The 26,987-nt window shown below is 47.3% G+C and carries 23 protein-coding genes; 1 reads left to right on the top strand and 22 read right to left on the bottom strand.

Annotated features, from left to right (window positions below; genetic code table 11):
- Positions 1-80 precede the first annotated feature (80 nt).
- From V5J77_RS05365 to coxB, 21 genes are all read right to left on the bottom strand, one after another.
- Positions 81-1,655 carry a response regulator gene (locus V5J77_RS05365; RefSeq protein ID WP_338554761.1) on the bottom strand — a complete coding sequence of 525 codons (1,575 nt, stop codon included), beginning with the start codon at positions 1,653-1,655 and terminating at the stop codon, positions 81-83.
- A 24-nt stretch (positions 1,656-1,679) separates the two neighbouring features.
- The gene (locus tag V5J77_RS05360; RefSeq protein WP_338554760.1) at positions 1,680-3,473 is read right to left on the bottom strand and encodes a histidine kinase; all 1,794 of its coding nucleotides are present in this window, start codon (positions 3,471-3,473) and stop codon (positions 1,680-1,682) included.
- Positions 3,474-3,653: 180 nt separating this feature from the next.
- Positions 3,654-4,673: a fibronectin type III domain-containing protein gene (locus V5J77_RS05355; RefSeq protein ID WP_338554759.1), complete on the bottom strand. Its 1,020-nt coding sequence runs from the start codon at positions 4,671-4,673 to the stop codon at positions 3,654-3,656.
- Between the two features lie 393 nt (positions 4,674-5,066).
- Positions 5,067-5,219, bottom strand: a complete 153-nt coding sequence (locus V5J77_RS05350) for a hypothetical protein (RefSeq protein WP_338554758.1) — start codon at positions 5,217-5,219, stop codon at positions 5,067-5,069.
- Between the two features lie 290 nt (positions 5,220-5,509).
- Positions 5,510-7,567, bottom strand: a complete 2,058-nt coding sequence (locus tag V5J77_RS05345; protein ID WP_338554757.1) for an iron ABC transporter permease — start codon at positions 7,565-7,567, stop codon at positions 5,510-5,512.
- A gap of 8 nt (positions 7,568-7,575) precedes the next feature.
- The gene (locus V5J77_RS05340; protein ID WP_338554756.1) at positions 7,576-8,601 is read right to left on the bottom strand and encodes an ABC transporter substrate-binding protein; all 1,026 of its coding nucleotides are present in this window, start codon (positions 8,599-8,601) and stop codon (positions 7,576-7,578) included.
- A gap of 371 nt (positions 8,602-8,972) precedes the next feature.
- Entirely contained in the window at positions 8,973-11,243 is a 2,271-nt protein-coding gene (locus V5J77_RS05335) for a glycoside hydrolase family 95 protein (protein WP_338554755.1), read from the bottom strand.
- A gap of 309 nt (positions 11,244-11,552) precedes the next feature.
- On the bottom strand, positions 11,553-12,872 hold the full coding sequence (locus tag V5J77_RS05330; RefSeq protein ID WP_338554754.1) for an ABC transporter permease: 1,320 nt from the start codon (positions 12,870-12,872) through the stop codon (positions 11,553-11,555).
- Positions 12,865-13,767 (bottom strand): ABC transporter ATP-binding protein, encoded by a 903-nt coding sequence (locus V5J77_RS05325; RefSeq protein ID WP_338554753.1) that lies wholly within the window; start codon positions 13,765-13,767, stop codon positions 12,865-12,867. Before V5J77_RS05325 ends, V5J77_RS05330 begins: the two co-directional genes overlap by 8 nt.
- 19 nt (positions 13,768-13,786) lie before the next feature.
- The gene (locus V5J77_RS05320) at positions 13,787-14,698 is read right to left on the bottom strand and encodes an ABC transporter ATP-binding protein (RefSeq protein ID WP_338554752.1); all 912 of its coding nucleotides are present in this window, start codon (positions 14,696-14,698) and stop codon (positions 13,787-13,789) included.
- Between the two features lie 20 nt (positions 14,699-14,718).
- On the bottom strand, positions 14,719-15,108 hold the full coding sequence (locus V5J77_RS05315; protein WP_338554751.1) for a GntR family transcriptional regulator: 390 nt from the start codon (positions 15,106-15,108) through the stop codon (positions 14,719-14,721).
- Between the two features lie 40 nt (positions 15,109-15,148).
- Positions 15,149-15,862, bottom strand: coding sequence for a hypothetical protein (locus V5J77_RS05310; RefSeq protein WP_338554750.1), 714 nt, complete (start codon positions 15,860-15,862; stop codon positions 15,149-15,151).
- Positions 15,863-16,092: 230 nt separating this feature from the next.
- Complete coding sequence (locus V5J77_RS05305; protein WP_338554749.1) at positions 16,093-16,719, bottom strand: FMN-dependent NADH-azoreductase; 627 nt, start codon at positions 16,717-16,719, stop codon at positions 16,093-16,095.
- A 155-nt stretch (positions 16,720-16,874) separates the two neighbouring features.
- Positions 16,875-17,594, bottom strand: coding sequence for a response regulator transcription factor (locus V5J77_RS05300; protein ID WP_338554748.1), 720 nt, complete (start codon positions 17,592-17,594; stop codon positions 16,875-16,877).
- A complete protein-coding gene (locus V5J77_RS05295; protein WP_338554747.1) occupies positions 17,591-19,231 on the bottom strand; it encodes a GAF domain-containing sensor histidine kinase in 1,641 nt (546 codons plus the stop codon). The genes V5J77_RS05300 and V5J77_RS05295 overlap by 4 nt, the downstream gene beginning before the upstream one ends.
- A gap of 68 nt (positions 19,232-19,299) precedes the next feature.
- A complete protein-coding gene (locus V5J77_RS05290) occupies positions 19,300-19,764 on the bottom strand; it encodes a DUF420 domain-containing protein (RefSeq protein ID WP_338554746.1) in 465 nt (154 codons plus the stop codon).
- 45 nt (positions 19,765-19,809) lie between these two features.
- Positions 19,810-20,706: a cytochrome c oxidase assembly factor CtaG gene (gene ctaG / locus V5J77_RS05285; protein ID WP_338554745.1), complete on the bottom strand. Its 897-nt coding sequence runs from the start codon at positions 20,704-20,706 to the stop codon at positions 19,810-19,812.
- Positions 20,707-20,786: 80 nt separating this feature from the next.
- Complete coding sequence (locus V5J77_RS05280) at positions 20,787-21,110, bottom strand: cytochrome C oxidase subunit IV family protein (RefSeq protein WP_338554744.1); 324 nt, start codon at positions 21,108-21,110, stop codon at positions 20,787-20,789.
- 4 nt (positions 21,111-21,114) lie between these two features.
- Positions 21,115-21,732 carry a cytochrome (ubi)quinol oxidase subunit III gene (locus V5J77_RS05275; RefSeq protein ID WP_338554743.1) on the bottom strand — a complete coding sequence of 206 codons (618 nt, stop codon included), beginning with the start codon at positions 21,730-21,732 and terminating at the stop codon, positions 21,115-21,117.
- Complete coding sequence (gene ctaD / locus V5J77_RS05270; RefSeq protein WP_338556565.1) at positions 21,729-23,570, bottom strand: cytochrome c oxidase subunit I; 1,842 nt, start codon at positions 23,568-23,570, stop codon at positions 21,729-21,731. The genes V5J77_RS05275 and ctaD overlap by 4 nt, the downstream gene beginning before the upstream one ends.
- Before the next feature lie 68 nt (positions 23,571-23,638).
- Entirely contained in the window at positions 23,639-24,688 is a 1,050-nt protein-coding gene (gene coxB, locus V5J77_RS05265) for a cytochrome c oxidase subunit II (protein WP_338554742.1), read from the bottom strand.
- 322 nt (positions 24,689-25,010) lie between these two features.
- Between coxB and V5J77_RS05260 the strand changes: the two genes are divergently transcribed.
- Positions 25,011-25,718: a YhcN/YlaJ family sporulation lipoprotein gene (locus tag V5J77_RS05260; protein ID WP_338554741.1), complete on the top strand. Its 708-nt coding sequence runs from the start codon at positions 25,011-25,013 to the stop codon at positions 25,716-25,718.
- An 81-nt stretch (positions 25,719-25,799) separates the two neighbouring features.
- Here the strand turns inward: V5J77_RS05260 and V5J77_RS05255 are convergent, their stop codons facing one another.
- A complete protein-coding gene (locus tag V5J77_RS05255) occupies positions 25,800-26,948 on the bottom strand; it encodes an MFS transporter (RefSeq protein WP_338554740.1) in 1,149 nt (382 codons plus the stop codon).
- Positions 26,949-26,987 lie beyond the last annotated feature (39 nt).

The raw sequence follows: 26,987 nt of genomic DNA, 5'->3' as shown, positions 1-26,987 counted from the left end.
TGCATATAATAGCGGGCAAAAAATAACCCGGAATCCATCGGACTCCGAGCCGGCACGTTGAGGTAAACACTGAAAAACGCTTAAATGTTATGTTTTTTCCGATATTCCCCCGGCGACATGCCAACCTGCTGCTTGAATTGGCGATTAAAATAAATAATATTTTTATAGCCAGCCAGCTCGGCAATTTCATAGATCTTCTTAGTCGGGTCCTCCAGCAGCTTGCACACATGCTTCATACGCAGCTCGCTTAGAAAATCGCTAAACAGCGTATTCGTCTCGGCTTTGAACAGCTGACCCAAGTAGTTCGGCGTAAAATCAAAGTGGGCCGCCACCTCATTGAGCGTAATTTTCTGATCGAGCCGCTGCTCCACATACAGTGCGATTTCTTCAATCAGCTTCCGCTTCTGCCGCTGCTTCTTCAAATACAGCAGCTCGGACAGCTCGAAAAACCGCCTTCTTAGCCAGGAGAGAATGTCGTGCACCGTCTCAAATTGAAACAACACAAACGGCTGATGGGAATCCCATTTTAAAATTTCATATAAATGCTCATTCATTTGCTGGAGATCCGCATGCAGCTTGGACGTAATGCGAATGATGAGATCGTAGATGTCGTTTTTCCCTGTTAGCGGCTGGTCGCCGCTAAACAGCTCCCGCAGGCAATCATCCACCGTCGTCAGATCATATTCCAGCATCGCCCGCAGCATTCGGTCTACCGTCTCCTCAAGGCTATATGCCATCGCTGCTTTAGGCGACCAGGATGCTGCATCGTGAATGAGCCTGTTTTTCCCGACAATCCATTTGATGCTTAGAGCTGCCTGTGCCTGCTGATAGGCGTCATGGAGCTTGGCAATAACCGTTGTATGCATGCCGGCGCCAATCGTAATAGAATAGGGAAAGGCTTCATTAAACGCTTGCACCAGCTTTTCAAGCAGCGCCTTGCATTCCGCCTCCTGCACCGTCGCCAGCAGCACAAAATGATAGTCATAGCTAGTCAAAAGCGTCCCCACCTGATGACGGTCAACAAAGGTGCGAATAAACAAAGCCATTTCCGCTGTTAAGGAACGCCGCTCATCCGCTGTCATCTTGCCCAGCTTCCACTCCATATCATCTATTTCAATAATGGCAACGGCTGCTCCGCCTTGCAGCAGCGGTGTAAGAAAGCTGTGAAGATGCTGCTCCACCCGCCCAGATGTCGGCTCGTTGAACCAGCGCAGCAGCAGCTCCTGATGCACCAGCGTCAGCGTCTCGGTCAGCGACTGGCTTTGCAGCCGCTCCTGCTCAATTTTGTTGCACAGCTCCAGCAGCATATCATGCAGCTCGGTATCGTCAACTGGCTTAAGCAAATAGCCGGAGGCGTTCAGTTGAATCGCTTCTCTCGCGTAGCTAAAATCCTGATGGCCGCTTATAAAAACAAGATGCGCCATCGGGTTAATCGCCTTCGCCCTGCGGGCAAATTCCATCCCCGACATAATCGGCATACGAATATCCGAGAGAATCAGGTCGATGCGCTTCTGCTCCATCATTTCCAGCGCCTCGAACCCGCTAGTTGCAACAGACACATCCTGCAATTGCAGGCGCTCATTGCCGACTACCCGTCGCCGGAGCCATTCCAAATCAATCGCCTCATCATCCACGAGCAATAAACTAATGTCCATCCTTCATGCTCCCCTCTAAGCTGCCTATAGCCAAGCCCCTTCTGCATCCTCCCGCATCTCGGCGCTTTCGACCGGAAGAATAATTTGCACCGTTGTGCCCGCGCCATAATGACTGCCAATTTGAATGCCAAAATCCGTGCCATAGCGAAGCTTAATTCGCTCTTCGACGTTTTTCAGACCATATTTATCCGATTTAGCCTCTTCCACTTTATCCGTTTGTCCCGCAGGAGCAGGTACAGGCAAGGACGTATTGGAGAGCATTTTCTTCAGCGTATCCGGTCGCATTCCGATGCCGGTATCAATAATTTTCAGCTCAATGCGGTCGCCCAGCCGCCTGCCCGTTATGCGAATGGCTATCCTTTTGCCAAACCAGGCATGCTTAAATATATTTTCGACAAAGGGCTGTAAAATCAGCTTAATCATTGGCGTTTGCAAAATGTCCGGCTCGATATCGTAATAAACCTCGAACGTATCGGCATATTTTACCCGCTGAATGTCCAAATACGTCTTTACCTGCTCAAGCTCCTTCTCCAGCGTAATGTACACATTGCCGCCATTTAGCGTTAAACGGTAAAACTTCGACAGCCCTTGAACCATCGCCGTCACCTTGTCCGTCTCGCCCAAATTAGCCAAGCTGCCAATCGTCGAGAGCGTGTTATACAAAAAATGAGGGCTGATCTGCGCTTGCAGCACGTCCAGCTCCGCCTGCTTTTTCTGAATGCCCTGCACGTAGACATTTTTAATCAGCTCTTGAATGCTCGTCGCCATTTGGTTGAAGGAATTGGCGATGTGGACAAACTCGTCATTGCCGGTAAAGCCGATTCGCTTATGAAAATTCCCCTCTTGGAAGGAGCGAACCAAGGTGACGATTCGCTTCATCTTTTTGCCGGAAAGCCGGGCAACGATGTAGCCAATAAACACCATGACTAGAAAGCTGATTAAGCACACGGCGAAAATAACCTTTTGCATACGGCTGGCGTCCTTGTTTAAATAGGCATGCGGCACAAGCGTTTCAATGACGAATGGCGTTCCGGGTATATTCTCTCTTACACTCAGGTAGGAGGAGGATTTAGACTGGTCGCTGGTTAGGCCGCGCGTATACATGACCTCGCCTGATTGGGTGTTTAGAAGCCGCAAGCTGATGCCTTGATCAATCGGAAACGTATCGAAGTTGCCAAGCAGTTCATCGAAGCGGGCCGTCACACGCACATAGCCGATAACCGAGGCTATGCCGCTGGAGGACACCAGCTTCCGAAAATGCGAAACGTTTTCCAGCTTGCGGTCGGAAGCCAGCTGGATCCAAAGATTATCCTGATTGGAGGCTTGGAGCGACTTGAACCAGTCCGTATTCTCGATTTGGTGCACCGACAGCACGTAATAGTCTTTTCGTTGAATCGGCTTGTCCATATCATCGCCGGGCACCTCGTACAATTTCTCGTCTACGGTGTAGACGGCAAGCCTGATATTATTGCCATACAGCTGGAGCGGCGCTCTCATCTGCGGGATGATGTCATCCTTCATTTTCAGCATCATTTCCAGCGGCTCGCCTGTGTTTTGAAGCGCATTCTGAAACGTTAAGCTGCTAAAAAGCGTGCTCGATATGCGCTCAATTTCGTCCATCTGGTATACAATATTATTGCGTGTCTGCTCGAGAGCGGTGCGAATGTTCGTCTCCGCCATCTCCGTTCGTGACTGAACGAGCATCGTATAAGATATATAGCCGACCAGCACATCCGTCAGCAATACAAGCGCCATATAAGGAATCATCATTTTATACGTAAATGGTATATACAGCTTGCTCAGCTGGAAGCTCTTCATCTGTCTTCCCCTTTCGTGTCATGCAGCGCTTATGTGCATCATTCTACAATATAGAAGGGGATTTTGGTATGGCAATAAAATCACTATTCCTGCACTTATTTTATTCATATAAGAAAATAACCCGTAAAGTGTAAACTCTTAGAGTCTACTTTACGGGTTATGACAATTTAACTATTACGTTTATGAATATTGATCTACATTAAATACAAGAATTTTATCATGAATGATATACTCGGTACGGCTATTAAATGGTCCTTTATTCCAGCTTTTATTAAACGCATATTTTGCAGGACCTGTCCCAGATGCTTTCGCATCATACCAAGCAATAAAAGCATTTACTTCTTGAATCGTTAAATCATATTCTTTCTCAAGACCATTTGTCATAATGATTGTCAAAATGGCTCTACCTGTTTCTTCAAGAGCTGCGGAGCTTTCATTTGAATAACCACTTGTTCCTACATTATTAATAGCAGTTATTACATAATAGTAAGTTACTCCTTGGACAACATTTTGATCATTATAGCTTGTTCCATCTACGTTGGTAGCTATTTGACTATAAGGTCCTCCCGGTGTCACGGAACGAAATACATTATAGTAGGTCGATTCGCCAACAGTACTCCAAGTGAGAGCAATTTGTTGTGTTTCGGATACAGGTACTGCTTGAAGGTTAGTTGTTGCTTTAGGCAAAGATACCAATTTCCCAGTAGCATCAATATCTACAGCGTCAAATACAAAGTTAGAAGAAGAATTGGCCGCAACATAGGTAACCGTAACGTCATGGATGCCATTTTGTAATGTAGTATTTTCATATAGAAGGGTTTGAGTTTGCTCGGCCCCTTTAGCTTTAAACGTGTAGTCCGTTCCGTCAATTGTTATTTTCATTGAATCAGATTTATCCGGATTCCGTGACCCTATAATTCTGATCTTTGTTCCCTCAAATTTGAAGGTAACTTTCGATCCATCAGCTAGCAAGTTAGTTAGTGTATTGTTGTAATATTTGTTATTCCCACTTACAAACGTTGTAGTGCCACTATAAACAAAGTGATTGTCAGAATCGTCAAACCTTTGCCAACCAGCTTCAGCTTGCGTTAGCTTGGTACTGCCAACAGTCGCCGCATATGTATTGGTTTGAAATGAAAAAAAAGTTACCACTAAACTTAAACATAATACCCACTTCGCTAATCCACTCTTCCAACGCATCTTTATCCCAGCCCCTTGGTTATGTAATAAATAAATTATATTCCTATTTAATTATTTTTAATAGACTGTTTCGAATTCATTTTTCGAGTTACAATAAAAGATTGGAATTAAAAAAAATAATTAAATGTAATTATTTTAATTATTAAATAAATTAAAGATATTTGTTTTTATTTATTTTTTTAAAAAAATAAGTTTATGGATTACAATAAATTCTTTTTTATTATATATATTCATTTTAAAAAAAATCACTAATTTAGTTTACGGAAATTAAATTAGTGAATTTAATTTTTCACGAAATACAAAATAGTAATTTTCCATTTCAAATTCAAAATTAAAAAAACCTGTGTACATAAGGCCACGGGTTTCTAAGCTTTGTCTTATCCTCAATTACATTTATTTCACAATACTTTCAAGCACATCATCAAGCATTTGCGAGCTGGCAATTGTTCCTGTGTAATGCCAGCTCGCATTGTTGTGATATGAGTAGACGTTGTTATTTTTCACTGCTGGAATGCCCTTCCAGATCGGATAGCTTACCTCAGGCATCGGCCCCCCCATGCTTTTTTTGGCGGACAGACGCTCCGCTATTTTGGCTTCTGATCCCATTTCAGGCCATAGGCGGACAGGAAAACCCTTATTGCCCTCAATATCCCATCAAAATGGCTTATGGCAGCGCATTAACGTCCCCTAAGTCCGCGGCGTGCGTCATATCCGTCATTCTGCTGAAATAGCGGCTGCTGTGTCCACCACCAAACTTGACTTTGCTCAGGGAGTTTGCCGTTCCGTACCCACCTGCATTGGAAAGCAGCAGGCTCCAAGCAGCCGCACAAACGCGGCTAAAACCTCCTAACTACCGAGCGGTACATAAGGAATAGGAAATACGGACTGCCGATCAGCATAATAATTAGGCCTGATGGAATTTCTTTCGGCGCCATGATCGTTCTACCGAGCGTGTCGGCTATGACGAGCAGCAAGCTGCCGAGCAGTCCAGACAAAATAATAGACCGTCTCGTGTGATGCCCAATCATCATGCGCACAACATGCGGTGCCATAAGCCCGAGAAAACCTATCGTACCTACGCTCGCAACAGCTCCCGCTGCCAGCAATACGCCGATAATCATCGCCCAAAGCCGCGTTCCTCGAACCGGCAGGCCAAGGCCAATCGAGCTTTCGTCGCCAAACGCCAGCAAATCGAATTTTCGGCCCAAATAGTAGGCAACCGGTAAAAGGATAAGCAGAAACAGCAGCATGCTATAAAATTGATTCCAGCCTCTCCCATACGTTGTGCCCGTTAACCAAATGAGAGCTGTACTATTCCAAAGGCTCGCCTTGACGATCATCGCCTGTATGCCCGCAGAGCCGATTGCCGATACGGCGATGCCCAGCAAAATAAGAACAGACGGATTTAAAGATTTGCGCCAAGCTAAGAAAAAGACAAAGGCTGCGGCAAAAATTCCACCAGCAATTGCCGCCAGCGGAAGAGCAAAGATTGTTGCATTCGGCAGCGCAACCAGCACGATTAGTGCGCCAAACCCCGCCCCTGACGTCACGCCAATAATTGAGGCATCAGCCAGCGGATTTCGGACGGCGCTTTGAATTAAGACGCCGCTTATAGCAAGCGCTATCCCCCCACCAGCTGCAACGAGTGTACGCGGAAGCCTTAATTTCAACAGTACGGAATAGGATGAGTCTCCTCCACCGACGAGGCCGCCCAGCAAATCGGCAATCGGTATTCTCGATCCTCCAAGCGACAAGCTGACGAGGATGATAACGATGAGCAGCACGGTCATGGATATCGCAGTCGGAGCGAAGCGCATACGCAGCGCTACCCCGCCGATGTTCATAGATGACTGCCCGGAGCCCGAACCGGATATATTTTTCATCTTGGTCAGTACGAGCCAGATGAGCCAAGGCGCTCCAATAATCGCCATGACCGCGCCAACCGGCATTTCCCCTAAATTGCTCCGCACCATTCGAGCAAGTACATCCGCCGCCGTAATAAGCAGTGCTCCCCACAATGCGCTGGCAGGAATAAGCAAGCGATGCTTGCGAATACCGCTAAGCCGGACAAGATGGGGCGCGACCAGACCAACGAAGCCGATCGGACCAACGACACTGACTACAATCGCAGCCAGCAGTACCGAGAGGCCAAGCCCCATTGCCCGTATTAGGTCTACGCGCTGCCCAAGCGAGCGAGCCGTAGACTCATCTAGCTCCAAGGCATCAAATTGCCTTCCGGCGAGCATCGCGATTCCGAGCAGGGCAATGACGAAGGGCCATGCATATTCGACTCCGCTCCAGTTCAGCTGAATTAAGGAGCCTGAGCCCCATAAAAATAAATTTTGCGTTTCCGTCTGCTTAAAAATATGAATGGCCGTAGTAAACGCTCCAAGCACCATAGATACGATCATGCCTGATAAAGCTAGCCTAATTGGCGTAGCCTTCCGGCCGCCGCTCAGGAAATAGGCAATTAACGCCGCCAGTAAGCCCCCGGCCGCCGCCAGTAAAAAAGGGAATTGCTGCTGTAGAGCAGGAAAAGCTACCACGCCAAGGACAACCATAAAGTATGCCCCGGCATTGATGCCTAGTGTATCTGAGGCAGCGAGCGGGTTTTTCGTTATCGTTTGCAGTAAGGCGCCAGCCGCAGCGAGCGCAGCTCCGGCCAAAATGCCAATAACCGTGCGCGGCATGCGGATATCCCACAGCAGATTATGCTCCATCACATCCTGACGGCTGAGCAATCCATCTAACACGGTGGCTGCCGGAATTTTAGCTTCCCCGAAGCAAAAACTAAGCAGAGATAACACGAAAAGGGCGGCAAGGCCGCCCCCAAAAATTCCAATTACCCGCCAGACCATTCCGATAGTAGCTTCATTGTTAGGATTATCGTTCATCTTGGCACTCATTTCGTTAATGTATTCACAACTTCATCCACGATTACTTTCGAGGAAATTGGACCGCCGAACACCCAGGTCGCGCTATCAAGTCCGTAAATGCGTTTCTCCTTAACGAAGGTAAGACCGTTCCAAACTGAGTTATCCTTTAGTTCTTTCGAAAAAATATTATCATCCTTTTGAACAATATAAATCAGATTGGTGTCTTGAACCGCCGGCAGCGCTTCAACCGTCGAGGTGCTAAATCCGTAAACCTCAAATTTTTCCGATTTCCAATCATTTTTCAGACCAATCCGATCCAGCGTTTGTACGGCAAGCGAGTTGTCGGTAAAAAGGCGCAGCGTCGCTGCATTTTGGTAGCTGTACGCTTGCGTCAGCACGTAGTTGAAGCCGCCCTTTCCTGCCGCAGCTAGCTTAGCCTTTGCATCCGCATAATGCGCATCGAGGTCAGCTAGAACTTTAGTGCCTTCCTCTGTTTTGCCAACAGCAGCTGCAATCGTTTTGAACACTTCTTCCATCTGGTCGTATTGATTGATATCCCCTTCAAGCGGGTATAGACTAAAAATCAACGTTGGCGCAATGCCTTTCAATTGATCATAAATCGCTTCGTGGCTATTCGTATTCGCTATAATCAAATCGGGCTTCAAAGCCGCAATTGTCTCCAGATTCGGTGCGTCACGCATACCAACATCCGTCACATTTTCATCCAGTGGAGCTTCTGATGTCACATACAGCTTATATTGTGCGTTATCGGCATTACCAACTGGCTGCACGCCAAGCGCAATCACATCCTCCGTAAATGTCCACTCTAGTACGACAACCTTTTGCGCGGGCTTATCCAGCTTAACCTCGCCTTTAGCATCCTTTAATACAATTGGTCCAGCCGCAGCGGACTCCCCATTCGAATTTGCAGCAGCTGCCTGATCAGTTGCAGTTCCTTCTGCTGTCGAAGTATTCGCAGTGTTAGATCCACAGCCTGCTACGACGAGCATTACAACGATAAGCATAATTAAACCTACTAGCCTTCTGTTCATTTTGTTTCTCCCCCTATTATTCTAAAAATCAAAAGCTATTCTACTGCGATAATGTTTATCATTATGTTGATAATGATTATCATGATTGGGCACAATAGCTATATTAGCTACCATTTTACCGAAAGTCAATGCTTTTCTCACAAATAACCACCTCTAAAGCAAAGCCAAAAAAAGCCAAACAACGATTCCCTCATACACGAGCGTAAACGGCTGTCGCCGTCCTCTGGCGGTAAAGCTACCGTTTCGCGTAGAAATATAGAGAAAGGATCAAAAAATTACATCCTTTCTCTATTTATGAGCAATCGCTGTTTGGCTTACTTATAATAGAAGTTTGGGGATACGTTCGAAGCTTATATATAAGGCTAATAAGACTATAAATGAATTTCCTTGTTCGATGAGAAGGAATAGGTGTGTCCCGCTTTAGCCATAAATTCAATCCTCGCGAGACCCGGCCCGCTTATTGTGCATAGGCCAGCCTCTGTACACGCTACCCTGACCTCTACCACCTTCAATTCCGACCACTGCAAGCTTACAGTAAATCCTCCACGCGCTCTAAGACCACGGAAAAAGCCAGTGCTCCATGCCTCCGGCAGAGCTGGCAGGAGCAGAATTTCCCCAGTATGACTCTGCAAAAGCATCTCGGCGATGCCTGCCGCTCCACCAAAGTTGCCGTCTATTTGAAACGGCGGATGATTGTCGAACAGATTAGGCAGTGTCGAATGATCTAATAATGCCACAACATTGGAGAGAGCTTTCTCCCCATCCTGAAGACGTGCCCAAAAATTAATAATCCAGGCACGGCTCCATCCCGTGTGCCCGCCGCCGGCGCTCAGCCTGCGCTCCAGTGTTACACGGGATGCAGCCGCAAGCTCTGGCGTCTGCTCCAGATTAAACTCGTCGCCAGGATAGAGGGCAAACAGATGGGAAATATGACGGTGACCCGGTTCCGACTCCTCATAATCCTCCATCCATTCCTGAACCTGTCCATATTTGCCGATCTGCGGCAGCGGCAGCCGTTTCAGCGCTGCGGCAAGCTCTTCAGCGAACGGCTGATCCCGATTCAGAATTTCACTGCTGCTTATGCAAGCGCCGAACAAAGCCCTAATGATTTGAAAATCCATAGAGGCACCCACGCAGAGTACACCGCTCTCCCCTCCGGGCAAGGAGTAACGGTTCTCAGGAGATACAGATGGACAGGTGACCAGCCTTCCTTCTGTATCTTCTATTAAATAATCCAGTAAAAACTCTGCCGCCTCCTTCATGGTTTCATAGGCCTGTTCCAGAAAGGAGCAATCCTTTCCAAAACGATAATGCTCCCAGAGATGCAGGCAGAGCCATGCTGCGCCCATCGGCCAGAAGGAAGCCGGCAAATAAGTATCCTGCGGGGCGGTATCCGCCCAGATGTCTGTATTATGATGGGCTGTAAAGCCTCCGCAGTCATACATGACTCTAGCTGTGCGGCGGCCAGGCTCTCTCATCCGTTCAATCAGCTCAAATAAAGGCTCGTGACAATCCGCTAAATTACTATTTTCCGCCAGCCAGTAGTTCATCTGAGTATTAATATTAATCGTATATTTACTGTCCCATGGCGGCAGAAAACTGTCATTCCAGATGCCCTGCAAATTAGCTGGCAAAGAACCGGGACGACTGGAGGAGATCAGCAGATAGCGCCCATACTGAAAGTAAAGGGCGACTAAACCATTGTCCGCCTTCCCTTCCTTGAACCTGCCTAGCCTTTCATCAGTTGGCAGCTCGACCATTGCCCCGCCATTATCCGCCGGAAGCTCTAGCTCCACCCGATTATATAGGGCTTTGTAATCCTGAGTGTGCCGAACGAGTAATTCATTATACGGCAGCTTCTCCAATGCGCTTAGCTGTAATTTGCAGTGTGTCTCGGGATCGTTGTAACGAAAGGTAGTAGCCGCCATCAGCAATAAGGTTACACTGTCCGCCTTCTCAATAAGGAGATGCTCACCAACCGTCCGGCAGCTTCCCCCTTCAAGGACAGCCTTAAGCACCACCCGGAACTGACTTCCCCCTTCACCCCCGCATTCGCCTTTCATGACCAGTCCGTTATGACCCCATTTTTCCGTCTTCTCCATATACCTCCACTGATTGCGGTTGAATCGGGCCTTCAGTGATATCGCTCCTGGTGTATCGGCAGTAAACCGCAGCACAATCGTCTGGTCAGGATGACTGGCGAACAGCTCCCGGGTGCAGCTTGCAGCACCTATACGATAACTGACCCTTGCCACTCCGTCAGACAAATCCAGCTCCCGCCGGTAATCCTTAGCCTCTTGGTCATGTCCACCCATCGTAAGGAGCAGATCACCGAGCGGCAAATAATGCCGCTGGGTTTCCGGCAGACCCGGCAGTGTAAGGGCTGCGAGCTCCTCGGCTTCCTTCAGCCGTCCTTGCATTAACAGCTCCCGCAGCTGCGGCAAATGAGGCAGCGCATCTTCATTATTCCTATCCCGCGGTCCGCCGTACCACACCGTATCCTCATTTAGTTGAAGCTTCTCTTCATATACGCCACCAAAGATCATCGCACCTAATCGACCATTGCCAATAGGAAGCGCCTCATTCCACTCCGAGGCCGGCTCTTTATACCATAATTTATTTTTTTGTCCGTTATTCAACAAGTTTCATCGTCCTCCCTCACTAAAAAGACTCTTTCATTCTAAGTTATGCCTTATTCATATAGAATGTAGAAAATTAACTTATGCATGAACTATTCTATCCTCTTCTATACTAGCCTGAGCTTAAACGCAAAAAAACCTGATCATCTAATATACTTAAGTTTTTATTTAATTGATCCAGCCCTTTTCGGTCATAAAAAACCCTTGATACATCGGTATCTCCTGATGTATCAAGGGTTTTGGTTGTCTCAAACATGTATTGTACTTTGTCTCAGTTATAATAGAATCTTACAACTTACTTTCAAAAACAATTTAAACCTTATACGCACGCATAGCCTTAATCAGTTCTTTAAAAGTCGGGCGCTTGCCGTACATCAGGACGCCGGTGCGATAGATTTTCGCGCCCAGCCAGCCGAAGATGTAGATGGATACGAACAAAATGCCCAACGACAGCAGCACCTGCCACACTGGCGGGTTCGTCAGTCCAATTCGCAGCATCATGACGAATGGCGAGAAGAACGGCACATAGGAAGCAACCTTCACGAGCATCGTATCCGGATTAGAAATGCTGAATGTGCTAATGTAGAAGCCTGCTAGCGACAGAATTGTAATCGGCATAACTGCCTGCGCCAAATCTTCCGTCCGGCTTACAATGGAGCCAATCGCCGCATACAGCATCGCATATAGGAAATAGCCTGCCAAGTAGTAGATGATTGCATATACAATCAGCGATGGGTTAATTTGATTGAAATCAATGTTCCAATTCATAAACGCATTTTTATTTTGCGGCAACGATAAATTAATGATCATTACGGCTCCATACAGCACCAGTTGGAACAAGCCGACGAGGAACATGCCGAACACCTTTCCGAACATTTGCGTCAGCGGCGATACGCTAGTAATGAGTATTTCCATAACCCGCGAGCCCTTCTCCGATGTAATTTCTGTCGCAATCAGTTGCCCCGTCACCATAATGACGAAGAACAGCATAATGACGATAATGGATACGAGTCCCATATTGACCGCTTGCTGCTGTGGCGATAAACCATCAGTATTAGACCCTGTTCCCGCTTCCGCAGCAATTTGCATCGTTTCAATTGAAACTGGCGCGAATAGCTGCACCTTCTGCTCCTCGCTCAGTCCCGCTTCCTTGAAAATCATTTCGGTGCGGATCGTTTGCAGAGCACCTTGCAGCGAACGAGTTGTGGATTCATCCATCAGCTTCTCAGACTTATAAGTTACAGCTGGCAGGCCATTGGCCTGAACGTCGCCAAAGGTCAAATACCCTTTAATTTTCTGATCAATAATGCCCTGCTTAAGTGCCTGCTCATTGCCAGCATCCGTGCCTGTGTCCGCAAAATCAACCAGCACCACATTAGGCTGCTCCTGCTGCGAATAATAAGCTTTGAGCTGCTCGGCAAGCTTTGTTCCTTCGGCCGCGCTGCCCGCTTCCGACTGAATATAGCCGATCGAGGCCGTTTTTACACTGTCATTGTTAAATAAGGAAATTAGATAAGGCAAATTAGCGCCAATCGTAATAATGATTGCGAAGATCAATGTCATAACGAGAAAGGATTTAGTCCGAAACTTATTGCGAACGGTAAAGCTGACGACTGTCCAAAAATTACTCATGCTTTTCACCCACCAATTTTATAAAGATTTCGTTTAAGGTTGGCTCCATTATCTCAAAGCGTCGAACCTCTGTCTGCTCCATCGCATGGCGTAAAATAAGCCCGCCCGCCGCTTCGTTCTCAATTCGGAGCTCGTAGCCTGATTCATTGCGCTGCACATTCGTTACGCCTTTCAGCGTCTCCAGCCCCTTCACGGTGCGCTCGGTTCCCAGCATGACGCGCTCGCGTGGATACTGCCCCTTGAGCTCCTTAAGATTGCCTTGCAGCACCGCGTTCGAGCGGTGCATAATCGTAATATTGCGGCACAGCTCCTCCACATGCTCCATACGGTGTGTCGAGAACAGCATAGTCGTGCCTTCTTCACGGAGCTCCTTCACCGCAGCCTTCAGCAGCTCTACGTTCACGGGGTCAAGCCCGCTAAAGGCTTCATCCAGAATGACGATTTTCGGCTTATGAATGACCGAGGCGATAAACTGGATTTTCTGCTGGTTGCCCTTCGACAGCTCCTCCAGCTTCTTATTGTAATATTCCGGCACGCCGAATTTTTCCAGCCAATACTTTAGGCTTTGATCGGCATCCCGCTTCGACATCCCCCGCAGCTTCGCCAAGTACAGCAGTTGGTCGCTTACACGAACACGCGGATACATGCCCCTCTCCTCCGGCAAATAACCGAGCATTTGCAGCTGATTATGGCTGTATGGCTTACCGTTATATAAAATTTGGCCCCCATCGGGAAAAATAAGTCCCAGCACCATACGCATCGTCGTCGTTTTGCCCGCGCCATTCGCACCTAGCAGGCCGTAAATTTCTCCTTCTCCTACTTCTAGACTAATGCCATTTACGGCTGTTTTATCGCCATATTGCTTATAAATTTGTTCGATTTTTAATGGATTCATCGTCGTAGCCTCCTCGTTATTATGCTCTAATATGCTGTCTGTCCTGATCAATTAAGATCGCCAAAATATCATCAAGGTCGAGCGGCTGCCGCCCCATGATCTGAATGCCCGACTGCTCCAGCCACCGCTCGGTGTCCCGTGCCTGCCGCGTAATGATTTGCATATTTCCGCCGCCTGCATCCTCGATTATGCAATCGCCGGGGATGCTCTTGACATCCCTACCATCAAGCGAGCTGCCACTCACATAAAACATATGCCAGCTGCTAAGCAGCTCATCTTTCTCGTACATGCCGAGTATACGGCCCTGCGACATAAAGACGATATAATCCGCGAGACGCTTTACCTCCTCTACAACGTGGGAGGCCATAAGAATCGTCCGCTCTCCATCATTCATATAATTGTGCAGAAAGCTCATCATGCTGCGCCAAGCCAACGGATCGAAGCCAGAGGAAGGCTCATCAAGGAGCAGCAGCTCAGGGCGATGGGCAAGCACAAGTGCAAATTCATACTTGCGCCGCGTCCCCTTGGACATTTTGCCAAGCCTGATGCTGTCATCGACCTCGAACATTCGCAAAATTTCACGATACAGGTTTACATCCCAATTCGGATACCATTTTCGCACAAATTCCGTCTTGTCCGAGGCTCTTAACCTATTATCATGGCTGCCAAACAGCTCTGGTACATAACCGATTTTATTTTTCCATCCCATATCCTTGTGATCTGCAATAGAATGTCCGAGAATGCTCAGCTCGCCCTTATCCGGCTTAATCAGGTTCAGCAGCATTCGGAAGGTCGAGCTTTTGCCCGAGCCATTCGGACCAACAATTGCGGTGACGCAGCCCTTCGGTACTTCCAGTGAATAAGGGCCCAGTTGGAACCGCTCATGCCGCAGCTCTACTTCGTGTATTCGTATAGCAATATCGTTGCTCATGACTTGCCCTCCCTCTATGCTTAATCCTTAAAAAGCTTCTCCAACTGCTCGCGAAAAATCCGTTCCAGTTCCTCGCGGGAGCACTTCACTCGCTGTCCCGCTGTAATTGCTGTCTCGAATGCTTCAACTACAGCATTTAGCCGATAGCGATCACGATCACCCTGCTCAACCGCAGCAACGTAGGTTCCCGTTCCCTGCCTCGTTCGCAGCAGCCCTTCCGACTCCAAATCCTGATAAACCCGTCGAACGGTAATGACGCTGCATTTCAACGATTGTGCAAACTCCCGAATAGACGGGAGCAGCGTTCCTTCGGCCAGTTGTCCACTAACAATCAGCGCTTTCAGCTGTACTTCTATTTGATAATAAAGCGGTTCTGCGCTTTGCTCATTAATTTGAATCGGCAGCCACACGGCTTCACCTTCTTTGCTTAATTACTGAATGTCTTGCTTTTTAAAAGCTTCGTGTTTCCAAACGGCGTTTAAGACTCATATAGCTGACGGCAATGCCAACGATACTTATCAATAATCCGATTAACAAATACCACCACTCGCCATTTTCCATTGCACTTAACAAGCTTTGGACAATCGAAATATCATTGACACTAAGCAAGAACGTGAGCAACAGATAAAAAACGCTATAGACTATACAAACGAGCATATACGTTTTTCCACTGTAGCCGTACTCCCAAATGGCATAGGTTGCTGCCATACCAAGTGAGTATAGAAACCAGAATAATCCGAATAAAATATAAGAGCCCGGAGAAATCGTTTCTTTCATCCCATTAACCCAAAAATACTGACTGAGGAAAAAAACAATCTGCATCGGAAGCAGTATAACCACAATTTGCAGCAGCCTTCCCCAAATTAACTGAGGCAGCGATATCGGCAAGATGCGCCATTCAGCCAGCTTCCCGCTAAAGGTATCTTGACGCCAAGAGAGCATATTCGTATGGCTCAGCACAAAGCCTAAACAAGGAAGCGTCGTGAGAAAAACAAAATCAATGGGCCAATACTCGGCTGCCACAACCAGCGGCTCATCTAGCTGGAAGAGCGCCCCCCCAATAATCGCCAAATATAAAGCTAAAAAGAACGAGCCTAGAAAACCCCAACGAGTCTTCCGCAATTCGTAAATTAAAATATGACATGCCCCTTGCCACATACTCACAAGCTTTCCTCCTGTCACTCTGTATACTGTATATATCTTTATACACAGTATAAACACACCCTCTTTCGTTGTCAATCCATCGCCAGCAAATTTTTACAAAGCTGCTTTGCTGCCTTATTCTGCTTTACTACTCTATCCGAACGATCCGGCAGCAGTAAGACAAAAAAGCCTTGTCCAGCACCTATTAGGCACTGGACAAGGCTTTACTACTTTCCATTATATGCTGCAAATTAGAAACGCGCTGCTGCTGCTTTCGCTTCTTCAATGGCATGAGCAACAATCGCTTCCGCTTCATTTGGCATTTGGTTGTGACCTTCTGCAATCACGATTTCGAAATTCGTTACGCCGAAAAACTGCATAATGTTGCGGACATAATTGAGGGACATTTCTGCTGCCGCTGCCGGACCTTCGGAGTATACGCCGCCTCTTGCATTAAGCAGAGCAACCTTCTTATCAGGAATAAGGCCAACTGGACCTTGCTCGGTATATTTAAATGTTTTGCCTGCTTGGTAAATGTAGTCAATATAAGTGTGCAGCACAGCAGGAATCGTCAAATTCCACAGCGGGAAGCCGAAAACAACTTTATCCGCCGCAAGAAATTGATCAATATATTTGCCGGAAACGTCAACCGCTGCTTGCTCTTCTGGTGTCAGCTCATAGCCGCGTGGCGCCTTGAAATTGCCGTTAATCATATTAGCATTCATATACGGAAGCTCTTCTTGGAACAAATCGAGCTCTGTCACGACATCATTCGGATGTGTTTCTTTATATGAATCGAGAAAAGCTTGATAAAGCTTTACGCTAACCGCTTGGTCTAAGCCACGATCATTTGCTTTTACAAAAAGTACAGTACTCATAATCAATATTCCCTCCGTAAAAAAGCGCTCTATTCGGGCAGCTTCTCTATTGTGTATTTGTGATAAGCTTTATTTTACAAGCCTTGTGCTCACAAATCATCGGCCAATAGCATGAAAATCGCCAGCTTAGAGGCGCGGAGGGCTTAAGTCCAGACTTACGCCTCCGGGCCCAAATAATGAATGCCACGCAGCGCAGCCTGTGTTCGATCCGTTACATCAAGCTTGCCAAGAATGCTGCTGACGTGTGTTTTGACTGTTTTTTCAGCAACGACTAATGCCTGGGCAATTTCTTTATTGCTGCTTCCTTTCATCAATTGCCTGAGCACCTCCGTTTCACGGGGCGTCAGCGAAGCAAAGGCTATTTGATCTGACTTGGATCGCGATCCATCGCGCTTCGACTCTGCTTGCAGGGGCGAATGGAATAAGCGCTCCTCTATATCATCGAGCGGTGAAGAGGCTGCTCCCGCACCAATTAACACGCCGGTAATATCGGGATGCAGCTGAATATTGCCTTTATAGGCGCTCCGTATCGCCTCCGCTAGTTGATCCGGTGCGACATCCTTCAGCATGTAGCCAATTGCCCCCGCCTGTAGAGCAGGTACAATATGGCTGCGGTCAGCGAAGCTGGTCAGCACCAGCACCTTTATCCCCGGATGCTGCTCGGCAATGATTCGGCTTGCTTCTATGCCGTCCATAACAGGCATTTGCAAATCCATCAAGATCAGATCCGGCTGCAGCTCAGCCGCTTTCTCCACCGCTTCCTGTCCATTGGCTGCCTCTCCGACAATTTCAAAATCCGGCTGCAAGCTCAGAAAAAAAGCAATGCCCTTCAAAACAATTTGATGATCGTCCACGAGTAAAAGCCTAATTTTCATCGGTCGCTCTCCTCTGATGCCAGCGACATGCTAACTCGAATAACCGTTCGCTGCCCTATCTCACTATGAATCATAAATTCACCGCCGAGCGCCTCCGCTCTTTCACGCATAGACAGCATCCCCATCGTCTGTCCATTCAGCTCATCAGGTGAAAAGCCTCGCCCATGATCCTCAATTTCCAGCAATACTGCCCGCTCCGATTTCACCATTCGAATATAGGCCTCATTCACACCAGCATGCTTTCGAATGTTGTTGAGCCCTTCCTGACCAATTCGCCACAGCCCCTCCTCCAGCATTCGGGGCATCTCCTTCAGCCCTTCTGCCTTCGTATGTACAGTAAGCTCCATCCTTTCACCGTATTGCTTAAGCGCAGGCAGCAGCCCATTCTCCAAACCAGCCGGATGCAGCTGCCAAATAAGGCTACGCATCTCCCCAAGCGTCTCCTGCGACAAGCTGGAAATTTCCTGAAGCGAGCGCTCCACAATCGGCTCTTTACCGCCAAGAATCTTTTCTGCCCCTTTAGCGATAAAGGACATCGAAAATATTTTCTGCATCACCGAATCATGCAAATCTCTTGCCACTCGGATTCTTTCCTCCATACGAGCAAGCTCCCTGCGCTGCTCAATGACTCTCAAATTATCAATGCTGAGCGTCAAATGCTCACCGAGCGCATACATAAATTCCTCAGGATAATGATCGAACTGCCCATTATCCATACTGCTAATGAACAAAACACCATACGGACAGCCTCCCCTTCGCAGCGGAATCGCCACGGCTGATGAGAATGTCTTTAGCCCCGCAGCTGTTAGCGGCACAACCGTTTCCTCCTTGCTATCCACGGCAACGACGAGACGATTATGGTGAAACGCTTCGGCAACAAGACCTCCCTGTTCACAATCAAGCTGCTGCCAGCCTTCCCTCGTCTGCCGTCCATCGTAATTAGCACGAAGCGAGAGCTTATCCTGCTCATAGACGAATAAAGCCATTTGCGGCCAATTGAACGCTTCAGCTATATGTTCTATGGCTTTAAGTGGAAGCTCGCTAATGTCCTGCACAGCATGGATTCGCGTAATAACATCCCCAAGCTTCGCATAAAGCAGCGCGCTTCGCTCCTGTGCCTGATATAGGCGGATACGCTTAATTGCTGTTCCTATTTGGTAGGCAACCGCCTGTAGTAGAGCCAGCTCCTCATTCGAAAAAAAATCCTTGCCCGCCTGCGCTGCATTCAGCAGTCCAAAGCTTTCTGCCCCTGCTTTCAGTGGTACCGTCGCATGATGGGTCAAGCCGCCTTTATCGCCGGAATTGATTTCCGCAGCATATACGATTCGTGAGCATTCAATAATGTTGACCGCGCGGTTCAGCTTATTTTGCCGATAGCTTTCGGTGCACCAGCAGCCTTCTCCGCACATCGCCTCATTATCGTTTGCAGCAAGGGTCGAAGGAAGATTTTGCGCCGCTGCGCATATGCTGTCTGAATGCTCATCAAGCAAGAAGATCCAGCCCGTCGTAAAGCTCGTGACCTCAAGCAGCTTCACCAGCACCGCATTTAGCATGACCTTCATATCATTCATTGAATTGAGCATTTCGGCAATTTCCTTGAGCGCCGCCAGCTCATCTGCATGAATCTCTCTAGGCATAGCAAGCCCCCCTTAATACAGCAAAGCCGCGAATCAGCTTCGCGGCTTCGTTGTCGTGATTTTAGACCTTATAGACCAAATATAGCGTCAATCATCGGCTTTGTATGCCCGCCTGGATACAATAAATAGAGCAGTACATAAACAAATACGCCAGTAATCGCTGTTAAAAACCAGATGATCGACGTTACGCGTCCCCACTTCATATGCTTGGCATACTTTTCTTTAAAGCCCAGCACCAGCGTCGTAATTCCGAATACCGCTGCTACCGTTGCGAGCGTAATATGGAAAATCAGAAAGATAACATAATAGAGATGCATGCTGTCGGGTCCGCCCCATGTCGTATTGCCGACAACGATTGTTCGTGAGGAGTAAATAATAAAGAAGATGATGGCTGCAATAGCAGCTGCAATCATTACTTTCTTATGCGCCTCAACCTTCCGCTTAATAATTAGTCCCCAACCGATTGCAACGAGTATCGCACTAATAACGATAAACGAAGTGCTTATTGTTGGGAGAATAAAATACCAATCCAATGTCGATCCCACCTATATCGGTAAAATGGTAAATCCGTATATCTATTATGCCGTACCTGTATTGGTATTAGGCAAATCGTCTTCTTTTTGCTCACGCTTGTACCATTGCTTGAATATATACGCCAGTATAATGCCATACATGACTTCTTGCAATAGCTTCATGACGATCCCGCCAAGCTGCTGATCCTCAACCACATCCATTAAATTGAAAAATTGAGGGCCGTCGAACATCGTAAGCAGCCTTGTCGGATCACCCGATACACAATAACCCATCGCCAGAACCCAAACGTTTGGATCATTATATACCGCATACAAGGGGGCGCTTGCAAATATAATTAAGGCGCACGCGGGAGTGAGCAAAATGCCATTCGCGAAAACATACGCCATCTTCTTCAAATCTGTCAGGCGATTCCATTCCGGCACAGGACATGCAATCTGCCACCACATCATAATCGCAGCAATTAGCATAACAAAATAATAGATACGGTGAATCGTATAGTGAGTCATGACAAAGTCATGAATGCCTGGAACGTGGTAAAAAGAAAACAAGAGATTAAACAGCAGAAGCGATACAATAGGATTCATTAGAAAATGGAGCGAACGCCATTTTGTCGAAGCAAACAGCTTGCGCCACATAAATGCAGGAATTGACAAAATAAGCATTGGCGGCACAATGAGATACGAAATCGACATATTGAACATATGGAAGGTGAACATTAAATGTCCCAGGAAATTAAGCGGCCCGCCATTGCACAAATAATAGAGAATAGCTGAAACAACAAACATAAACCGCTGCTTGCCTGTTGCAGACGCCTCAAGCGGTGCGTGCTTCTCCCGCCATGGTCCGTTCAAATAAAAATACAAAATCACAACTGCAATTGTACCGAACATGTACCATGGGGTCCACAACTCTTCAAAACTGAAATATTCCAGGCCAAGCATGGCTGCAACCTCCCTTTATCTTCTGCAAAAGAGGAGGGAACCCACCCGGGAACCCTCCTCTGTGCAATTGTAAATCTGTATTACCACCAAACCCAATATTCTGCCATAACGATACACGTGAATGCAATGAATACACCCATAAGAATGCCGATCGTCGCGAAAACGTGACCGCGGTCCTTCATATGCATCCAGAATGCCATTTGTACGAATACTTGGAGCATAGCGCAACCCATAATAATGATATAGATGAAGCTTTTATTGATTTCGCCAGCCGCAACCGCAGCAAATGCTACGAGTGTAAGCAATATGGAGAAAATGAAAGCAATAACATGCTTCTTAGGTCCTTCTGAGTTGTGGCGAACGGGACGCTGCTGTTCTTCAGCTGTCGAGTGATTGCTTGCCATTTGGCTAGACCACCTTTCCCATCAAATAAACGACGGTGAAGATAAATACCCAAACTACGTCGATAAAGTGCCAGTACATCCCTGCAACATACACTTTAGGAGCGGTAACAACGGTAAGGCCTTTTTTCATCAACTGCCCGATAATGCTGGAAATCCAGACGATACCGAACGCAACGTGAGCGCCGTGGAATCCGACCAGTGTATAGAAGGAAGAACTGAACGCACTTGTCGTAAAGCCATGTCCTTCATGCACATAGTGGTAAAACTCATAAATTTCGAGTCCAAGAAATCCAAGTCCGAGCACTACGGTTACGATCAACCAATTGATTAACGCTTTTACATTATGATTATGCAACGCTTGGATAGCAAATACGCTAGTTAAGCTTGATGTAAGCAAAATAGCAGTTGCTGCTGCAACGAGCGAAAGCTTAAACAGCTCATTCGGCTGCGGTCCATCCAGCACTTGATGGCGAAGGGCAAGGAACGCTGAGAACAGCGTTCCGAACAGAACCGTTTCACCACCAAGGAATAGCCAAAAGCCTAATACTTTATTGCGGCCCTCAAGAGTGGCTTTCTCGGGCTCATGAGGAAGCTGCCCCTCTGCATGTGAATGTGAACTCATGCTTTAACCCCCTTGTCTTCCAACTCTTCCGGCTCAATGTGGAAACCGTGATCATCATATACCGAGCGAAGGAACATGCTTCCGAACGTAATAAGCAGGCCAAGACCGGCAATATAGAAGCCGATATGCTCTGTAATGAACGTCCAATCTCTCGAATACATCAGGCCAAAGCCTGTAATGAACAAGCCAAGCGACATTGTGAACGGCAGAATAGAAGGAGATGGCATGTGAATTGAGCCAATTGGCTCAGCAGGTGTCATGCCTTTGTGTCCATCCATTTTTTCTTTCCAATAAGCATCGTAGCCGCGAACAAGCGGAGTTTGCTTAAAGTTATACTCCGGAGGCGGCGATGGAATGGTCCATTCCAGCGTACGGCCATCCTCCCACGGATCATCCGCTGCATTTTGTGGTTTTGCATTCGTAATGACTACGTTCAGGATGAACATAATCGTACCAATACCCATCATAATCGCACCGATTGTACTAATCAGGTTCATTTCATTGAATCCAAGGCCGTCCAGGTACGTCCAAATACGACGCGGCATACCGAGCAAGCCGAGGAAATGCTGAATAAAGAATGTCAGATGGAAGCCGATATAGAACATCCAGAACGTCCATTTTCCAAGCGTTTCATTCAGAATGCGACCGAACATTTTAGGCCACCAGTAGTGAAGACCGGAGAAAATACCTAAAATCAGACCGCCGACGATAACGTAGTGGAAATGCGCAACGACGAAATACGTATCGTGATACTGGAAATCCGCTGGCGCAGCTGCAAGCATAACGCCTGTAACGCCACCCATAACGAAGGTTGGAATGAATCCAACCGCATACAAGTTAGCACTCGTAAACTTGATCGAGCCGCCCCACATCGTAAAGATCCAGTTGAAGATTTTGATACCTGTCGGTACCGCAATCAGCATCGTTGCTATGGAGAACAAGGCGTTTGCTACAGGACCTAGACCCGTTGTAAACATGTGATGCGCCCATACCATGAAGCCCAAAAAGCCGATCAGAATAGTCGCGAACACCATCGAGCTGTAGCCGAACAGGCGTTTACGCGAGAACGTACTGATTACCTCGGAAATAACACCGAAGGCAGGCAAAATGAGGATATATACCTCAGGATGTCCGAAAATCCAGAAAATATGCTCCCATAATACAGCGTTACCGCCATTGTTAGGGTCGAAGAAGTTGGCATCGAATACTCTGTCGAACATCAATGCTGCCAAGCCTACAGCAAGTGCAGGGAAAGCAAACAAAATAAGCGCTGACGTAATGAACGAAGCCCACGTAAACATCGGCATCCGCATAAAGGTCATGCCTGGCGCACGCATATTAATAATGGTTACCAGGAAGTTAATGCCCCCAATTAGCGTACCGATACCGGCTATCTGAAGACCGAGAACATAATAATCCATCCCATGTCCAGTACTAAACGCCGGCCCTGAAAGCGGTGCATAGGCCGTCCAGCCTGCAGCCGGTGCGCCTGTGCTTGTGAACCAGCTTACATTCAATAATACGGCTCCGAAGAAAAACGTCCAGAAGCCAAGTGCATTTACAAACGGAAAGGCAACGTCGCGTGCGCCAATTTGCAGCGGAACGACCGCATTCATTAAAGCGAACAGCATCGGCATCGCCGCCAAGAAAATCATCGTCGTACCGTGCATCGTAATCAGCTCATTGTATGTATCCGCACTAACGAAATCATTGAGCGGCTTCCAAAGCTGAATCCGAATAAGAAGTGCTTCCAAACCACCGACCAGAAAGAAAAAACCGCCGGCGATCAAATATAAAATACCGATTTTTTTGTGGTCAACCGTTGTTAACCAGTCCATCAGACCAGAGTAACGCTTAACCGCGTGTCCTTGAGCCAAGTTGGTACCTCCTTTTCATCAACGATGATCTATTTTTCGTTATCCAATGTTAATTCTGATAAGTATTTCGCAATACCATCAAGCTCTTGCTGCGTCAGATCGATCTTGCCCATCAGATTGCCTGGCTTAATGTCATCCGGGTTTTCAATCCAACGATGAAGATTGTCGTAAGTGGAACCTTCATTGGAGTACTTAGGATCATCTGTATTAATCAGGATACCACCAACGGAATCACGACTTCCGATACCGGTAAGGTTCGGATACAATGGTCCGCCTTTGTCGCCTACAGCGTGGCAAACGAGACATTTGCTTTCGAAAGCAGCGGCAACTACCGGATCGCTTGGCATTGCTACTGGCTTTTGAAGCGCGGCTGCCCAACGGTCGAACGATGCATCATCAACCGATTTCACCTTAAAATCCATCAAGCCGTGGGAAGGTCCGCAAAGCTCGGCGCATTTTCCCAAGTAAACGCCTTCTTTTGGTGCCGAGAAGTACATTCTATTGGCATTGCCGCCAGGATTCGTATCAATTTTACCTGCAAGGGAAGGTACCCAGAACGAGTGAAGCACGTCTGCTGTCTTCGCTTCAATCGTAATGATCTTGCCTTTCGGAATAACCAATTCCTGTGCAGTCTTAATACCCAGCTCCGGATACTCGAATTCCCACCAATACTGATGTGAAGTCACGATAACTTTAACCGCATCTGGATCGTTTGAATGATCCTTTGACAGGTTAAATACGGACTGTACAGTAGGAACACCCAAAATAATCAAGAGAATAATAGGAATTACGGTCCAAATAATCTCTAGCTTGTGGCTACCTTCGACCTGCTTGGGAATCGACTTATCCCCTCTGCGTCTGCGAAAACGAACAATGACAAACAAACAAAGCGCAAATACAACCACTACTACACCAATCATGATTGAAAATGCGAGCTTCATCAATCCGAATTGCTCTTGCGCTACGGGCCCCTGGGGATTCAGCGCGGATAAATCTGCTCGTCCGCATGCTGACAGCACCAATACCATCAAGGCCAGAAGCGGCGTAAGCCGTTTTAAAAACTGCCACCGATTCATCAATAATCAACCCCACTTTTGACGTTTTTGCAGCTGTAAACACCCCGAAATTGTGGCAAACTGCTTGTTTTAAGCTAATAAAAAAAGACAACTTCTGCGACCTTAATACCTTATTAAATATAAAGTTGAAGCCCTTATTTGTCAATGTTCCACAGAGAGTTCACAAATTGTTCGCAAAGCTGTCAAATTCGTTATTTTAAAGCGCTTTTTTCGAGAATCACGGGCTTTCCGTTCACAAAGTCAAATCTGTATAGCTTTTCCTGTGTATATTTAATCGTTCCCTACAAACCCTATTCTTATTACAGCAGGAATGGAGGTTATCCCAATGCCTAAAAATCGAATGCTTCATGCGTTATTATGCGCCGCACTTCTCGTTTGCTCAACTACTGCCTGCAACTACGAGCAGCGGGTACAAAACAGCGACTACGATTATGGCAGCAGACAAGCCGGCGATCCAAAAATGCTGGGCAGCAAAATGTATGGCACGACGACAAGCAATCCGCATCAGCATGACAATGCTTTTTTTGAATACAGCAATACCCTCTCGAAAAAGGTGACGGCTTTAAATGGCGTTGCCTCGGCGAACGTCATACTGACAGACAAAAACGCTTATGTCGGTATTGTGCTTGATTGGACCGCTGTTGGCACAAGAGGCGCTGGCGGCAATCGGGAGCAACTGAACGGCGGGAAGCCGGAGGATGCCTACAACACAAGCCGTGTCAGCCCGCTTGAGGACAATCGTCTGCTCGTCAAGCCCTATCAGTCGTATTTCTCAGTCAACGACCACAATGAGCTGTCGCCAGAGCTTAAACAGACGATCGCCAAGCGTATTCGCGAGCTCGCTCCCATGGTGCAGGAGGTGCACATATCCGCCAATATGGATTTTGTGAACCAAATGAATGATTATGCGGTGGAGTCTTGGGGCGGACGACCGCTGACGCCGCATGTCGATGCTTTTAATACTTTGGTGAAACATCAATTTATCGGCGGCAAGCAAATGCCAAAGCCGATTCAATCCAGAAAAATACCATAAAGTCTTGCCTTATCGTTATGAATCAAAAAAACTCTTCTATTATATATGCTGATGCAACGCAACAATGAAGAGAGGGGACCGTTAAGCAAGGTCCCCTTTCTTCTGTTTCCGCCTAATGAACAGACATAGCAGCATGGCAGCAAGCGACCAGAGCGCCATCGTCCCGTAAAGCTTCGCCCCGCCGTACTGATCCATGAACCATCCCCCGAAGGTTGCCGATACGATGCTGGATACTCCAAACAGCAATACCGCCAGCACCGTCTGCCCCGTTGCCTTCCATTCCTCAGGAATAATCGCATACAAATATTGAATCGAAGCCGCATAAAAAAGCACAAAGGAGACGCCTTGCAGCAGCTGCAGCCACATGAGCCCGGCAGGATCGGTGACGACAGCAGACAGCGCAAAGCGCAGCGCATAAAAACTAGCCGCAGCAGCGATAACGGCCAGCTCTTTACCCGGTTTAATAAAATAATGGCTTATGGCAAAAAAGACAACCTCAATAATCGTCATTACGGTCCAGGCTTGCCCGACCAGCTCTACATCACCGCCTAAGCTTTTGATGTAGAGGCCGATATAATTATCATTCATCCGGTGCGGCACAGCGAGAAACAGCACGAGCCCGAGAAAGCATAGCGTCTGCCTGCTTCTGAGAAACAAGCCGATATCCTTAGCCGCAATCGGCTTGGAGGCTGCCGGCACTTCTGCAAGCAGACTGCACAGCAGCAAGGTAATGACCCCATAAGCCAGAAACAATATCGCCAAGCTGCCAATGCCATAGTGCTTACCCGCATAGCCAATGATGGAAGATGCCATCGCAAAACCAAGCGCGCCATACATCCGAATCGAGCCAAAATTGACCTTGTATTGACGGGACACGCGATAATTGAAGCTTTCAACGAGAGGGTCGGTCGGCATGAAGAAAAAATACATCAGGCTAATTCCTACAAACAACGGCACCAGCTCTGTTGAGCGAAAGAGCATACCGCCGATTACGACGGATATCGCAATTAGCAGCAGCAAAACCTTTTTGACTACTTTATATCGGTCGCTAATCATGCCCCAGAGCGGCTGAGATACGACGCCTATGAGGCTGCCCAGCCCCAGCATGAATCCAATATTTGTCGCGCTGATATTGCGTTCAGCCAAATAGATGGGCAGAAAGGAGAGAAATAAGGCAAACAGCGAGAAATAAAAGTAATTGTATGCGCGCAAAAGTATAACCTGTCTCATAGCTCTCCCCTTAACGTTATATATTCACCTCCGTATATG

It is taken from the genome of Paenibacillus sp. KS-LC4 (assembly GCF_036894955.1).
Taxonomy (GTDB): Bacteria; Bacillota; Bacilli; order Paenibacillales; family Paenibacillaceae; genus Pristimantibacillus.
The sequence above is the reverse complement of the archived record's forward strand: the minus strand, read 5'-3'. Positions and strand labels throughout refer to the sequence as shown.